Origin of the sequence: Paenibacillus sp. tmac-D7 (assembly GCF_006519665.1) — a bacterium.
Lineage (GTDB): Bacteria > Bacillota > Bacilli > Paenibacillales > NBRC-103111 > Paenibacillus_G > Paenibacillus_G validus.
On the sequence record NZ_VIDW01000004.1, the window covers coordinates 115620 to 131241 of the forward strand.

General features: G+C 50.8%; 14 protein-coding genes. 1 reads left to right on the forward strand and 13 read right to left on the reverse strand.

What is annotated here, in order from left to right; all coding sequences use genetic code 11:
- Nucleotides 1-9: 9 nt before the first annotated feature.
- From FKP33_RS04520 to FKP33_RS04555, 9 genes are all read right to left on the reverse strand, one after another.
- Entirely contained in the window at nucleotides 10-624 is a 615-nt protein-coding gene (locus FKP33_RS04520) for a TetR/AcrR family transcriptional regulator (protein ID WP_141334024.1), read from the reverse strand.
- A gap of 354 nt (nucleotides 625-978) precedes the next feature.
- Entirely contained in the window at nucleotides 979-1857 is an 879-nt protein-coding gene (locus FKP33_RS04525; protein WP_141334025.1) for an alpha/beta fold hydrolase, read from the reverse strand.
- Between the two features lie 220 nt (nucleotides 1858-2077).
- Entirely contained in the window at nucleotides 2078-3661 is a 1584-nt protein-coding gene (locus tag FKP33_RS04530) for a long-chain-fatty-acid--CoA ligase (RefSeq protein ID WP_141334026.1), read from the reverse strand.
- 111 nt (nucleotides 3662-3772) lie between these two features.
- Entirely contained in the window at nucleotides 3773-4954 is a 1182-nt protein-coding gene (locus FKP33_RS04535; RefSeq protein WP_141334027.1) for an acetyl-CoA C-acetyltransferase, read from the reverse strand.
- 11 nt (nucleotides 4955-4965) lie between these two features.
- On the reverse strand, nucleotides 4966-5073 hold the full coding sequence (locus FKP33_RS28040; protein WP_373423825.1) for a hypothetical protein: 108 nt from the start codon (nucleotides 5071-5073) through the stop codon (nucleotides 4966-4968).
- A complete protein-coding gene (locus FKP33_RS28045) occupies nucleotides 5027-5392 on the reverse strand; it encodes an enoyl-CoA hydratase-related protein (RefSeq protein WP_181410042.1) in 366 nt (121 codons plus the stop codon). Before FKP33_RS28045 ends, FKP33_RS28040 begins: the two co-directional genes overlap by 47 nt.
- Nucleotides 5393-5553: 161 nt before the next feature.
- Nucleotides 5554-6669, reverse strand: a complete 1116-nt coding sequence (locus FKP33_RS04545; RefSeq protein WP_141334028.1) for a PucR family transcriptional regulator — start codon at nucleotides 6667-6669, stop codon at nucleotides 5554-5556.
- Nucleotides 6623-7687, reverse strand: a complete 1065-nt coding sequence (locus FKP33_RS04550; RefSeq protein ID WP_181410043.1) for a GAF domain-containing protein — start codon at nucleotides 7685-7687, stop codon at nucleotides 6623-6625. Before FKP33_RS04550 ends, FKP33_RS04545 begins: the two co-directional genes overlap by 47 nt.
- A gap of 286 nt (nucleotides 7688-7973) precedes the next feature.
- Nucleotides 7974-8513, reverse strand: coding sequence for an HXXEE domain-containing protein (locus FKP33_RS04555; RefSeq protein ID WP_127605627.1), 540 nt, complete (start codon nucleotides 8511-8513; stop codon nucleotides 7974-7976).
- Between the two features lie 240 nt (nucleotides 8514-8753).
- On the opposite strand from FKP33_RS04555, the gene FKP33_RS04560 reads away from it, so the two are divergent.
- The gene (locus FKP33_RS04560) at nucleotides 8754-9728 is read left to right on the forward strand and encodes an MraY family glycosyltransferase (protein ID WP_230875987.1); all 975 of its coding nucleotides are present in this window, start codon (nucleotides 8754-8756) and stop codon (nucleotides 9726-9728) included.
- An 89-nt stretch (nucleotides 9729-9817) separates the two neighbouring features.
- Here the strand turns inward: FKP33_RS04560 and FKP33_RS04565 are convergent, their stop codons facing one another.
- The 4 genes from FKP33_RS04565 to ppdK all read right to left on the reverse strand — a co-directional run bounded on the left by FKP33_RS04565 (nucleotide 9818) and on the right by ppdK (nucleotide 15513).
- Nucleotides 9818-10960 (reverse strand): AbrB family transcriptional regulator, encoded by a 1143-nt coding sequence (locus FKP33_RS04565; RefSeq protein WP_141334030.1) that lies wholly within the window; start codon nucleotides 10958-10960, stop codon nucleotides 9818-9820.
- Nucleotides 10961-10993: 33 nt separating this feature from the next.
- Nucleotides 10994-12109, reverse strand: coding sequence for an aminopeptidase (locus tag FKP33_RS04570; RefSeq protein ID WP_127605633.1), 1116 nt, complete (start codon nucleotides 12107-12109; stop codon nucleotides 10994-10996).
- Between the two features lie 153 nt (nucleotides 12110-12262).
- On the reverse strand, nucleotides 12263-12736 hold the full coding sequence (gene ndk, locus FKP33_RS04575; protein ID WP_054795267.1) for a nucleoside-diphosphate kinase: 474 nt from the start codon (nucleotides 12734-12736) through the stop codon (nucleotides 12263-12265).
- Nucleotides 12737-12822: 86 nt separating this feature from the next.
- A complete protein-coding gene (ppdK, locus tag FKP33_RS04580; protein WP_155614248.1) occupies nucleotides 12823-15513 on the reverse strand; it encodes a pyruvate, phosphate dikinase in 2691 nt (896 codons plus the stop codon).
- Nucleotides 15514-15622: the final 109 nt, after the last annotated feature.

Sequence of the window (15622 nt, forward strand, 5' to 3'; positions counted from 1 at the left end):
GTCTTTTCTCTACATGCAGTCTCTGGCATGATCATCATCTTTTCGATGCGATAAAATTCCATAAAGTATGACGTCAGTTATGTCATTTGCAAGGGAAACCGGATTTGTTTCTTCGTTCACAATCTTGGTGACCATTCGTTCGAGCATGGCAACCATACATTCTGCGGCCACCTCGATCGGCAGGTCTTTTCGGACGTGCCCCGCTTCCTGGTTGCTGCGTAAGTTATGAATGATCATGTCCATCATTTCTTTTTTGATTTGTTCGCTATCAGGCGAATCATAAAGTGCAATTTTGGTCAGCTCAGGGGAAGCATTAAGAAATAAGAACAAATTTTTTAAATTTTCCTTTACTTGCTCTGGAACGTCAGAGCTTGGCAGTGGTGTTACCAGACTCCCTGCATTGGCCAGAACCTTTAAGCGCATTCGATATTCATTGACCAGTTCGGAAAAAATCGCATCCTTGCTCGGGAAATACAAATAAAATGCGGCTTGCGTGAGTCCCGCAGCTTTTACGATGTCGCTTATTTTTGTAGTAAAGTACCCGTTCAGAGCAAATTGTTGAGTCGCAGCCTCCAATAATCGAATGCGGCTTAACTCCCCTTTTTTCGTTCGATTCCTTTCCATATAGGCACCTCTTCAATTATTGAACGATAAGTTAACATTTGAACAGAAAAACTAACTATGAATTCACATAACTAATCAGTTAGTTTTATCACATCTTTCAAATTTTGTCAATGATCTATACGCATACTCGCGGAACAACCATGATCAGGACAAACATGACGACTTTGGAGAGGAAAGCACGGATGCGTAAGCGAATGTCAAACCACAAATCACAAAAAGACACCCCGGAGCATTTTATGATGCTTCGGAGGTGTCTGTTTATACGCCGGAATGCGTTCCCATGCAACTGCCATTACAACAGCCATTGATTCGACGTCGGTTGGAGGGAATTAGACAGCTCGTTTAATTATGGCTTTAATAGTAGACCGTTAAGAACTGCTTGATATCGCTATTTATTTTTTGCAGAAATGGTTCCGACGGGAAATGGCCCATTTCATAGACGGTTGCTGCCGCTAAGTTGGGTATGATCGCTTCTGCGGCCGCGATCACCTTTTCACTTGGGAAGAATATATCCTTTGTACCTGCTAGCACCATAGTAGGAGAGGAGTAATTCACAAGCTCTCTTTTTTCGGTTATTTTCGGCATGCCTTGTTCTAATTTTACATGTGTAAAAATGTCGCCGATTATGTTTTTATCTATTTCCTTCATGCTGTTGAAAGACATCGTATCCGCTATTTTTTGCAATTGCTTTTGCGATGAGCTGATAGTAAACCCTATCATGGGAATTAAGATTTTCTGTATCATTTTCATTTTGGAGCCTAACTTCAATCCAGACGGAGCGACCAAGACCGAGCATGCAATTTTCTCCGGCAGAAACGCTGCTATTCTTAGTATGATGCCCGCGCCATAAGAAGGTCCGATAAATGCACTTTTGTCAACTCCAAAATGCTCCATTAAATCGGAAACCCATAATGCAAAACTGTCATCTTTAGCTGACATTCTTGTTTCCGCACTGTAGCCCGGATGCCCGATTGTGTCTGGAGCGTAAATCCGATACTCCCCAAACAAGGATGAAAACCAGGATAACGTCATCGGGTTAATGCAATTGCCGCCCTGAAAGATAAAGACGGGTTTTCCGTCAACAGGCCCTGTCACTAAGGTATGCGTTCGACCAAAGCGCGTGTCTACGAACACTCTTTCAAATTCAACATGAAATCGCTTCAGGTACGACTCATAATCGTTTAAGATTTTTTTCTTTCCTTCTTCGCTTTTATAAATGGCAGGTACGCTCACTGAAACACCTCAGGCGTTTTTATTAGTTCGTCCTTCAGATTATATCATTATAGCAACGGTCAGCATACCTGTAAGGAAGAAAAATACGATTTGAACATGAAAAAGGCCTCTTGGAGTCATAAGTGTTGTCCTAAGCTTGCCGGCCCAAAGGACGAGGTACTTAAAATATCAGGAGGCTACCCGGCAAGGAGTGTATCGTGCCGTTTCATCGTTCTCATTTTCACCGCAGTTGATCCTCCAATTCCGTTTTTAGTTGTTGTTGAAGATCGATTTTTTTGATTTTCCCGCTAGCCGTCATCGGAAGCGCATCGACAAAAACGAACTTGTCGGGAACCTTGTAATCGGCAACTTTCGATTTGATGTAATTTTTAATCTCTTCCGTTTGCAGCTGCTCTCCGCTTCTGACACGAATGGCAGCGCATGAAATTTCGCCCAGCACAGTATCGGGCAGACCGACGACGGCCGCCTCCATGACGGAAGGATGGCCATATAAAATTTCTTCGATTTCCCTCGGATAGATGTTGTATCCTCCGCGAATAATCATTTCTTTGATTCTCCCGACAATCCGGATATAACCCTGTTCGTCCATGGTTGCCAGATCACCTGAGTAAAACCACCCTTCTTGATGGATTGCCGCTTGAGTGGCCTCAGGCATGTTGTAATAACCTTTCATCACGCCAAAACCTCTGCAAGCCAGTTCTCCAACTACTCCCGGACCGACCGGTACCCTGCGGGGGTCTACAATTTTGACCTCCGCACCAGGCAGCACCTTGCCGACGGTCTCGGATCGAATCATATCGTCGTCATTAAAATCGGTAATCGTTAAAGTCGGCGAAGTTTCGGTCAATCCGTATGCGACTACAATATTGCATCCCATTTCCGAGCGAATCCGTTTGACGACTTCCACCGGACATGGAGCCGCAGCGATAATGCCCGTTCGCAAGGAAGAAAGGTCAAAGGAAGCAAAATCCGTGTGATTCAACTCTAAAATAAACATCGTCGGTACGCCGTTATGCACCGTCACCCGCTCTTGCTGGATCAGTTCGAGCACATCCTTGGCTTTATACTGATCTACGAGCACCATGCTCCCCGCACAAGCGAACGTGCTTAGAATACTCGGCGTAATTCCGAAAACATGAAAAACCGGGACCGCAATAAGAAAAACATCCTCCGGCGCACATTTCATGGCTTCCGCCGAAATTGTACCGGTGTGAGCGATATTGGAGTGTGTCAGCATCGCTCCTTTCGGTCTACCCGTCGTTCCAGACGTATACAAAATAGCAAAGACATCGTCTTTGGGTTGAATGTCTTCGGGTACGAACAAGGAGTTTTTGCCTCTTTCTATCAATCGTTGATAGGATATGAGCCCTTCCTGTTCGAAGCGTACCGATACGATCTGGTTCAGACTGTTAACCATATTTTTCGCTTGTGTAAACTGATCAGCGTGAGGGACACCGCTGAATTCTTTCGTACAAAAGGCAATCTTCGCGCCGGAGTTCGTCAGTATATATTCTACTTCATGCTGCTGGTACCTGGTGTTACAAGGAACGATGACTGCACCCAGAAATGCCGCAGCAAGATAGACGACCACAAACTCGTGCCAATTGGGCAAACAGACAGCTAACTTGTCGCCCTTCCCGACGTTCAGATCACGAAGAGCGGCGGCCATATATCTCGACTCGTTCCAAAGCTCCTCGTATGTCATTCTTCGCGTCCGGTCGAAAATGACTTCTTTCGCCGGATTCCGTTTATATGCCCGTTCAAATACTTGCGCAACCGATAAGTCATACTCATATTTATACATGGGAATTTCCCCCTATGCTCTGGTATCAACCAACCGCAACAAACAATATAAGCACTTTCAATTCAACCGAGAACCGTGACTGATGTTCATTCGTTCTATGGAAAAGGGGGATTACAGCCGCTCCCAAATGGCTGCAATCCCTTGACCTCCGCCGATGCATAAAGAAGAAACGCCATATTTTTTGTTGCGGCGCCGCAATTCGTATAGAAGCGACAATGTAATTCTAGCGCCGCTAGCGCCTAACGGATGGCCCCATGCGACCGCCCCGCCATTGACGTTGCCGATCTCCGGATCGAAGTCGAGCTCTTTCTGACAAGCGAGATATTGAGCGGCGAACGCCTCGTTAATTTCAATCAGGTCCAAGTCTTTGATCGTCATTCCCGCTTTATGGAGCGCATGCCGGATCGCCATGACCGGTCCGATACCCATAATCTTCGGTTCTACACCGACAATGCCCCAGGAAACTAACCGCGCAAGCGGTTTCAGGTTCCGCCGCTTCACATATTCTTCCGAAGCCACCACCGTTACTGCCGCGCCGTCGTTGATTCCGCTGGCGTTACCTGCCGTCACTACCCCGTCTTTCGTGAAGCGGGCAGGCAGCTTCGCCAGCGTCTCCAGGGTAGTCGGACGGGGATGTTCATCACGGTCCACAACTACACTTTCCTTTCTTCCTAGAATCGTATAGGGGACGATTTCTTCGGCAAAGCGGCCATTATCTATGGCCGCCTGGGCTCTGTCATGGCTTCTGACGGCAAACGCATCGACCTGTTCCCTTGTGATCCCGTATTGCGAGGCCAGATTTTCGGCGGTTATGGCCATTGTGCAATCCCCGTAAGGATCGTACAGCGCCTCCCACAAGTAATCTTCCATCGGCGCTTTGCCGAGGGGGATTCCCCATCTTGCTCCACGAATCACATGAGGTACTTGGCTCATATTTTCCGCGCCGCCTGCAAGCGCCAGGTCGGATTCTCCCAGCATAATCGATTGAGATGCATTCACAATCGATTGAAGTCCGGAACCGCAAAGCCTGTTCACCGTTAATCCGGGTACGTGTTTCGGAACGCCTGATTTCAATCCGACATGGCGGCCCGTATAGATGGCATCTGCACTGGACTGGATCACGTTGCCAATGACGACCTGATCCACTTCTTCCGCCGTCACATTCGCTTTTTCCAACGCTTTTATGGCGCTGGCAGTCGCTAATTCGATGGCGGATACCTCTTTGAATGATCCTCCAAACTCACCGAACGCGGTGCGCGCGCCTTCGATCAAGAAAACATGACGGTTTCCCATGTTACGCCCTCCTACCATCCTGAAAATTGCGGCTTTCGTTTTTCTATAAACGCTCGCATGCCTTCTTTGCTGTCATCGCTTGCATAGGCGTTGCCGAAGCATGCGATTTCCAGATCCAATCCGGTTTGAAGATCCGCTTGACCGCCCGAGTTGACCGATTAACCGCTGCAGCCTTTGTGTTGCGCCGCCTCCGAGCGCCAATCCGTTAACTGCTGCGATCACAGGCTTTGGAAGGGATTCGACCTTCGAAAAGGCATTGCGGGATACTTGGCAAAATTGAAGGACTTCCCTGGTATTCAGATTCAGCATGTCTTTAATACCCGCACCTGCGGCGAAAGCTCGGTCCCCCTTGCCTGTAAGGACCACGGCCCGCACATCATCGTTTTGTTCCCATTCGTTAAAGAGCAACCCGAGCTCCCGAAACAACTGCCCGTTCAACGGATTGATCCCATCCTCTGTTATTTGTGGTAAACATACTTAAATTCATCGTAGAAATAATCCATGACGCGATCTAGGATGTAATCGCTTACTTAAATTCATGATAAAGCATTTTTCCAGCTTCTATAATCGGCGGATTGCAGGAATCTGCAACGGAACATTCAGCAGATTTGCGGAGGAGACAGGTCCAGCAGATCGTATAATTTATAGGCCATCAGCAGGCTGAACCGCTGCTCGGCTTGCTCAATATCGATTTGCAAAATTTCCCTGATTTTATCCAAACGGTATTGCAGCGTGCTCCGATGAATATATAACGCCTCGGAGGTCTCTCTCATACTTCCGTTGTTTGATAAATAGATCCGGAGGGTTTGAAACAGATCAGCTCCGCTTCCCTCCGTATAACGCAGCAGCGGCGCCAGCTTTTTTTGCACAAAAATCGTTGAAATTTTGTGATCGGTTAATTGATGAAGAAGAGAGTAAGACTCGAACTCTTCAAAAATGGCGAATCCCGCTTCCGGGTAACGAAGGCGAATCAGGTTCGCGGTTTGAACGGCTTGTTTGTACGCAAAATAGTAATCTTCCATCCGTTCGGTACGTCCGCCAACACCCAAATAAACATGACAAGATGGCATTTCAGCTTTGGCGATTTTTTGTACCTGCTGATACATCGACTGCCAATAAGCTTTGGCATTTGTCTGCTCGTTTGTCACGCGGCTGATGAGGATAAACTCATCGCCTTTTCTCGTCAAAATTACCCCTTGATCTTGATTCGAGAGCGCCATTTTCATAATATCCCACAATCTTGATTTCTTCTCCTCCACTCCAATGAGATCGCTTTCCCGCTCCACTTCCATATCAAGCTTCACTGACAAATACGCCACCCGATGAGAATCATAGACGTTCCAGTTGATAAAGGTGGTATACTGTACGACTTTCTCCGGATCCTCGATTTTTTCGGAAAAAAGCTGATTCATGAAACTTTCCTTCACCTGTTCTCGCGTATCCATCACCAGTTTTTGCTTAATAAACTCGATGGCATATACATTGAGCGCGTTATTGACGGTTAGTCGGAGAACATCGTCCCAGTACTTGCGGTCTGAGAACACCGCTAAATAACCTAACTGCCTGCCGCCTCCAATAATCGGCCAGATGCTCACATAACATGGCCCTTCGTCCAGCTGAAGCCATAATTCATCGGATTTAATCTGCCGGATTTGCTGTTCATGCTCTTTAACGAGATGCAGCAAATTGGGCAGCGATAGCTGTTCTTCCTTCATAGCATGATGAGACAGCAGCCGCAGAAGCCGATCGAATAGAAAAACCGAATAACCGAAAATGGAGCTGACGGTTCTGGTGATCTCGTATAGACTCTCCTCCTCGATGGTCTTTTTTTACAAGTTCCTGTTGATGGATCATGATGTTCTGCAGTCTTAATCTGCGCTCTTGTTCGTTCTGAACTAATCGGGCGTTCTCAATCTGCATAGAGACATGCGTCGATAAAAACTCAAGCAGCTCCAAATCATCTTCGGTAAACACTCCATCTTGCTTTCCCGAGACATGAAGAATACCGATCGTTTTCAAATTAACGACCAAGGGCACCGTTAATTGTTCGCCCCCGGCCTTCCCGAAATACGGAAACAATCGCGATAGATTGCTTTCGTTATCGATCACCATGTTATCGGGGGATACGAATGTCCCATAAGACGGGGGCTGATAAATTAAACAATTGTTTTTTTCGTCATACAAAAAAATGCTTGCTGCCGCTGCCATCGTTCCTTTCCCAGCACGGTCGACCATTTTTTCCACCATATGTTCGATTGACGTACCGGGGAAAATATTTTCCCTCAACCACTCCATGCCTTTGATTTTTCGCTTCTGGCGTTCTTTATCCCGGGCTAACTCCATAGCTACCGCGACATCCCGGCCAAATTCCACGAAATAGTTTTCCGCTTCGACAATGAGAGGGACAAAATTGCGAAATCCGATGATGCAAATACCGAATGTCTTCTCTCTTTCCTTCAAAGGAACGGTAAACCAAGTCGAGAGCTTCTCGTTCTCCAACGCTTTTCTGAAATCGCTATCGCTCATTCCACTCTCGTTCGGCCACCAAAGCGCGTCTTGAAGAAGCCTGGAATCAGGATCGACAGTCAGATGAAGGGTATGCTTGACTTGAAGGGTTTCTCCCCTCCACACCTTAGGAATGAGCTGATCCCCTTCTTTCAATAAAATGGCGACAAAGTCGGAAGTAAAATCCATCCAAAAAGAGTCCATTAAATAGTGAAGCGTCTCTTCCAAGGTGTCGAACTTGACGAGCTGCCTTGCGAGATCACGAAGATGAGATTCGATCTTCTGCTTCAGCCGTTCACGCTTAGTCAACTCGTTCATTTCATTCACTCCCGAAACTATTTATTATGTTTTTTGATTGACAGTGTTTTTTACATAATTCAATTTGACGTCTTTATGTAAATTCCTTTAATTTATAAAAATCATTTTGGCAAATAAAAATCGGTGCAGCGTCGCACCGACATTTTACCCTTTGATTGGACATGGATATCACCGTTCTCCGTCGTTCACACATTTCTCAACCATTTGGAACCAGTTTCTCGCCCGCCTTATGACCCAGTAACAAAATGGGAATCAGCAGTAATCCTAACGGAAGACTCAGTCCTATATCGGTCAACGTTATCAGTTTCTCACTTAGCAGCCTGTAAAAAACATAAATCGTATAAGGAAGGATGATGAGGACACTCGTAACCACTCCCGGCACCAGCATTCTTACGAATACGGCCTGACCGATATGCATAAAAACATGAAGCAGCATAACCGCATTGAAACCCAGGAACAGCAAGTAACTGCCATGTTCAGCCGCCATAAACGTACACGGAACAAACACTACAAATTCAAGGCAAACGGCAACGGAAAACTGCGGCGCCGTCATTCGTGAGAATGAATCGAGCGTGTTTCTGAACCGCCTCGGCACCTTCCGGTAAATGCTTGGTTGATGCCTCCGAAACCAGGGCTCGATCCGGATGATCTCCTCAAAGTCATGAAGCATAAAGGCAACAAGAAATAACCAAATTACCGAGTTGATGCTGATAAAGGAATCCAGAAATTCAACCATGTCATACAACCTCGCTTCCGTCCTAATTTGTGTGAATTCGAACACCACAAAACTAACTTTAAAGTTATATAACTTTAAAGTTAGTTTAGGACAGCATGAAGTAATTGTCAATTGTTTTTGCAAAGTTTGCCATCTTTATGATCCCGAGACTGACGACTGCCTGATAATTCCGTCATGGATGGATTCATCCCGCTCCTGTATGTTATAATTTCTAAAGATTTCCACGAATCATGCCGAATATTGGAGGGACCGATTATCGCATACTTCGCCGCCTTTCTCGTATCGTTTCTCGTCGTACTGCTGCTCATTCCACCGCTTCGCAGATGGGCGTTCCGCATCGATTTCGTGGACAAGCCCAAGCCCGATGTCGAACGTAAAATTCATCGCGATCCGATTCCGTTAACCGCCGGTATCGCGATCTTCGCCGGGTTCGTCTGCGCGTACATGACGTTTATCACGTTCCAAGGCAGCCGCACCGTGTCGCTGCTCATCGGTTCGCTGCTCATCGTCTGCATCGGGCTCGTTGACGACTGGTACAAAACGCACGGCAAAGAACTTGCCGCTTGGCCGAAGCTGATCGTACAGCTCGCCGCCGCGATCATTGTGTACAAATCCGGCGTCGTCTTCTACGGTTTCAACAACCCGTTCGGCGGCGAGGATATTTTACTGCCGGTTTATTTGCAATTTTTCTTAACGGTTACCTGGATATTCGGCGTCACTACGGTCATTAACTTCTCGGACGGCATGGACGGATTGGCCGGCGGGTTGTCCGCCATCTCCGCCGTCACGCTGTTCGTCGTCGCCTTGGCCAAAGGCCAGTCGGACTCCGCGATGATGGCTATCATTCTCGTCGGCGCCGCGGTTGCGTACCTGCGGTACAACAAACCGCCTGCGAAGGTGTTCATGGGTGATGCGGGTGCGACGCTGTTCGGATTTCTGCTCGCGGTCGTGGCGCTGGACGGCGCATTCAAGCAAGCGACGGTGCTGTCGCTGCTCATCCCGATTCTTGCGCTTGGCGTGCCGATCTTCGACAACATCTTCGTCGTCCTGAAGCGGCTTCGCGAACGCAAGCCGATCTATCAGGCGGATGCAAGCCAGGCGCATTACCGGTTGCTGCGCAGCGGACTGAATCCGAAACAAGTCGTCCTGTTTCTCTGCCTGGTCAACATGTGCTTCGGGTTAAGCTCGATCATTTTGCTTTTACTCAACGTTTAATGAAGCTGCTTATCCGCGGTCCATATGCAATAAAATTCAAACGGCCTTCCCGTACGGTTAACCCGCGGGAAGGCCGTTTCTCGTACGCGCTATCCTTCTACACCCGTTCCTTTCGGAACGCGAAATAAACGGCGCAGCGCATAAGGGACAATAAACAGAATAAACAAGATGCGAAACATCTGGTACGCCACCACCATCGACACGTCCGCATGGACAACCGAGGCGGTTACGCCCATCTCCGTCATGCCTCCGGGCGATAAGCTCAAGAACGCTGTAGCCATGCTGATCGGATGAAGGAGACTGAAGATGTAAGCCAGCACCAGGCAGAACGCGACGATCGCGAGCCCGCCCGCAAGCGAGTAAGGCAGCAGCCTTCGCCAACCGGCCAAGGCGCTAAAGCGAATACCGAGTCCGAGATAAATCCCGAGACTCCATTGTGCGGCGAGCACAAGCACGGAAGGCGGATGCGGCGGCGCCCAATCCGCAATCATCATGAGCGCCGAAGCGATGACAGGGCCGAGAAACCAGGGCGTCGGCATTCGCAGCCGGACGGCAGCCAACCCGGAGACCAGCGCCGCAAAGGCCGCAACCACGGCCATGAACGCTCCGCCCCCGGCGAAGCCCGACCCGGTTGAGTCAGCCACGGAAGCTGTAGGCATCGCCGCAGCCTCACCGCCGCTCAAGCCGTGCACCGCCAGGAACGGGACGATGAAAACGACCGTGAGAAGCCGGATCGTCTGCATGAACGTGACGATCGTTCCATCCGCTTCGGGAAACTCCTCTCCCAGCACGACCATCTGCGAAAGCCCGCCCGGTATGCTGCCGAGCAAGCTGCTCTGCGGCGTAATCCTCGCAGCGCGGGCAATCCACACCGACATCAGCAAGCTGAAGCCAACCGTCAGCACGGTCGACGCGAGCATCGACGGCAGCTGGCCGACGATTTGGCGCGCGCTTTCCATCGTGAACGACAGCCCCATCCCGTAACCCAGCAGCAGCAGGCCTCCGTTGCGAAGCGTTACCGGCCATGCAAGCTGTCTTTTGGTCAAGCCCTGCCACAGCAAGGTAGCCGTTAACGGTCCCAGCATCCAACTCAGCGGGACGTGCATCAGCGAGAACAGAAGCCCCCCGGCGAACGTGACCGCCGCCGTTTCCAGCAAGCGAACCGCTGCTGTTTGTAAGCTTTCCTTCTCGTGAGATCGATTTGAACGATTCGATTCATTCGAGTCTTCCATGAAGCCATCATTCCCCTACGTCAGCGCTCGGCTTTATTTCAAATTCTCCGGATTCAATTTCTCCAAATCCGGTACGACAAAACGTCCGTCCTTGCGGATGAGCTCGCCGTCGAAATAAATTTCGCCGCCGCCGTATTCCGGCCTCTGAATGAGCACCATGTCCCAATGAACCGATGAACGGTTGCCATTGTCCGCATCCTCATATGCGTTGCCCGGTGTAAAGTGAATACTGCCGTCGATTTTCTCGTCGAACAAGATGTCTTTCATCGGCTTCTGAATATACGGATTGACCCCGATCGCAAACTCGCCGATATAACGGGCGCCATCGTCCGTATCCAGGATATCGTTCAGCTTTCTCGTATCGCTGCCGGTCGCTTCGACGATCTTGCCGTTCTCAAACCGGAGCACGATGTTCTCGAATCCCGTTCCGTTGTAAATGGTCGGCGTGTTGTACGAAATGACGCCGTTCACCGAATCTTTCACCGGCGCAGTGAACACTTCGCCGTCGGGAATGTTGTTCTTCCCGGCGCATTTGATCGCCGGAATATCCTTGATCGAGAAGGTGAGATCGGTTCCCGGGGCAACTAGCCTTACTTGGTCGGTACGCAGCATCCGCTCGACGAGGGCATCCATCGCCGACGACATCTTGCTGTAGTCCAAATTGCAGACCTGGAAATAAAAATTCTCGAAAGCTTCGGTGCTCGTATTGGCGAGCTGGGCCATCGACGCGTTCGGGTAACGCATGATGCACCACTTCGTATGGTTGACCCGCTGATCCGTAACCGGACGCTGGAATATTTTGGTATACAAACGCATCTTCTCATCCGGTACATCGGACGTTTCGGTAATGTTGTCGCCGCTGCGAACGGCCAAATACGCGTGCATTTTTTTCATCCGCGCTAGCTCCAGCTCAGCCATTTGCGCGTAAAGCGCCTCGGTTCCGCCGAGCATCAGGCTGCGGGTCACTTCCGGATTCCGGAACTCCAGGAACGGATTTCCTCCTGCCGCATACACTTCTTCTATTAGACACTTGGTCAATTCCTGATCGCGAAGCCCAATCATTTCGATCAGCACGTTTTCTCCCGGCTGGAGATCGATCGAATAACGCACCAAATTTTTCGCAAACTGTTTCAGTCTTGGATCCCGCATCTGCATACGCTCCTTTGGCAACTGCCCTACAATTCTACTTCCAATGTAACGAATTTCCGTTCAAAGTTCAAATTCAGCAACCCGCCCTTCCAAAAAATGAGTAAAAAAGCCGACTCCTGATGAAGGGGTCGGCTTGGTCGTCTATTCGTTATTTCAATGAATGCTTACCGGAGAATCGTCGCTGCGGTCCGCCGTACCGTCTAAATAGGTCGAAGTCAACAATTCTTCCGGCTTAAAGAAGTTGGCGATCTCCCGCAACGCGCTTTCAGGCGAATCCGAGCCGTGAATGACGTTCTTGGCCACCTCGGAGGCGAAATCGCCGCGAATCGTACCCGGAGCCGCATCGGCCGGGTTCGTTTTGCCCATCATGGCGCGGGAAATTTGAATGATGTTCTCTCCCTGCCATACCATCGCGAACACCGGTCCCGACGTGATGAAATCGACGAGCTCGCCGAAGAACGGCTTCGCTTTGTGCTCCTCATAATGATATTCTGCCTGTTCTCTCGTAATCCGGATGAGCTTGGCACCGATCAGCTCGAATCCGCGCTGTTCAAAGCGATTCACAATATTTCCGATTAATTGGCGTTTCACGCCATCAGGTTTCACCAATAAGAACGTCTGCTCCATAAACGACTCACTCCATCCACTAATTTGTACGCGATTCAACCCAAGTCTCTTCAATCAGTATTCCCATTTTTTCTCATTTTTATGAGTTAAGCAATATGTTCGCTCAAGCTCCGTTCGGCATCGGACTGAGGATGGCCGAGCGCCAGCTGCGCTTGAGCGGCTGCAATCCGGGCAAGCGGCACTCTGTACGGGGAGCAGCTTACATAGTCCAGTCCCGCCGCATGGCAGAAGAAGATCGATGACTTATCGCCTCCATGCTCGCCGCATATGCCTGTTTTCAATAACGGCTTAACCGCTTTGCCCTGCTCCACCGCCCATTCGATCAAGCGGCCGACGCCGTCCTCATCCAGCACTTGGAACGGGTTTTCCGGCAGCAGCTTCGTTTCCACGTAATGCGCAAGAAATTTCCCTTCCGCGTCGTCCCGGCTGTAGCCGAACGTCATCTGCGTCAAATCGTTCGTACCGAACGAGAAGAAGTCTGCGTGCTTGGCAATTTGCGCCGCCGTAATCGCCGCTCTCGGAACTTCGATCATCGTCCCCACATGGTAAGGGAACGTGGCCGCCTTATCGCCCAGTATCGCCTCCGCCCGCTTCGTTACAAGCTCACGCATCCGGATCAGCTCGTTCGCATGCCCGACCAGCGGAATCATAATATCCGGCCGTACGTCGATACCTTCCTCCAAGCAGCGCACCACGGCGCGGAAAATAGCATCCGCCTGCATCTCGTAAATTTCCGGCAGGACGAGTCCGAGGCGGCATCCGCGAGTCCCCAGCATCGGGTTCATCTCGTGCAGCGACCGCACTTTGCGCAGCAGCTTCTCGTTTCGGTCGATTTCCTCGGACGAGGCATTCGGGTCATTGCGCAATCGTTCATGCTGAAGCACCAGCTGCTCCATGTTCGGCAAAAATTCGTGCAACGGCGGATCCAGCAAACGAATCGTAACCGTCAGCCCATCCATAGCCCGGAACAACCCTTCGAAGTCTTGCTGCTGCATCGGCAGCAGCTTCTCGAGCGCTTCGGCCCGCTCCTCCGCCGAATCGGCCAAAATCATGGCTTGCACGACCGGCACCCGCGCCGCCGACATAAACATATGCTCCGTACGGCACAGCCCGATGCCTTCCGCGCCGAAATCCCGGGCTTTCGCCGCATCTTCCGGCGTGTCCGCATTGGTATATACCTGCAGCGTGCGGATATCGTCGGCCCACCGGAGCAGCTGCTGCAGCTCCTCCGTCAGCTCAGGCTCGCGCAAGTTAACTCCGCCTCGAATGACGCGGCCGGTCGAGCCGTCGATCGAGATCGTGTCGCCTTCCCGAATCGTAACGAACTCGCCACCGGCGTGTACGACGAACGATCGGTCTTCGATTCTTACGGCCTCGCATCCGCATACGCAAGGCTTACCCATGCCCCTGGCGACAACGGCCGCATGGCTGGTCATGCCGCCCCGGCTCGTCAGTACGCCTTCGGCGGCAAGCACGCCGTGTATGTCTTCCGGCGTCGTCTCCGAACGCACGAGAATCGTTTTGCGGCCGGCGCGCGACCACGCTTCCGCCAGGTCGGCATCGAACACGGCTTCTCCCGTCGCAGCGCCCGGCGATGCCGGAAGCCCCGAAGCCAATACATCCAGCGCCTGGTCCACGTCAATGGCCCGGTGCAACAACTGATCCAAATGAAACGGCTCGATTCGCTCGACGGCGTCTCCCCGGCTGATTAACCCCTCGTTGGCCATATCCACGGCGACCTTGACCGCCGCCTGCGCCGTCCGTTTGCCCGAACGGGTTTGCAGCAAATAGAGCGCCCCTTGCTCCACCGTAAATTCAATATCCTGCATATCCTTATAATGCTTCTCCAGCATCGCCGCCGTTCGCTCCAACTGGTCGAACACGAGCGGCATATCCGCACCGAGCTGTTCGATCGGTACCGGCGTGCGAACCCCCGCAACGACATCTTCCCCTTGGGCGTTAATCAAATATTCCCCGTACAGACGCCGTTCCCCGGTCGAAGGATTGCGGGTGAACAATACGCCCGTACCCGAATCTGCCCCCAAATTGCCGAATACCATCGCCTGGATATTGACCGCCGTTCCCTGTTCGTCGGGAATGCGGTGGATTTTGCGGTACACTTGGGCCCGCGTATTGTTCCACGAACGGAATACCGCTTCGACCGCCAGCTCCAATTGTTCGCGCACGTCTTGCGGAAACGGACGGCCCGTCTCTTTCACTACGATTGACCGGTACGATTCGATCAGCTCTTGCCAGCCTTCGGCACTTACTTCGCTGTCTTGTCCGACACCCAGCCGCTGCTTCAGTCGGGAAAGCTGACTTTCAAAGTGATGCGATTCAATCTGAAACACGACGTTCCCAAACATTTGGATCAAGCGCCGGTAGCAGTCGTACGCGAATCGCGCATCCCCCGTTAATGCAGCCAGCCCGGCAACCGTTTCATCGTTTAACCCGAGATTGAGAATCGTATCCATCATCCCGGGCATCGAGGTGACGGATCCGGAACGCACCGAAACGAGCAGCGGCTTCGCAGGATCGCCGAATTGCTTCCCTTGGGACGACTCCAGCACGCGCAGCGCGGACGCCACCTCTTCGCGGACTCCGTCCGGAAGCTGGCCGCCCAAGGCGTAGTAGGCGCGACAAACGTCAGTGGTCACCGTAAACCCCGGAGGAACCGGCAGCCCTACCCGGGTCATCTCCGCCAAGTTTGCCCCCTTCCCGCCAAGCGTCGCTTTCATATCCGCATGCCCCTGATCAAACGGTACAACGAACTTCATGCAAATGCCTCCTCTGAACAATTCGGTCATAGTCTGAATTAACGAAATTAACGTGCGTTTTATTCCACTTGTAAATCACATCTAAAACATAACATACAACAATTTCTTT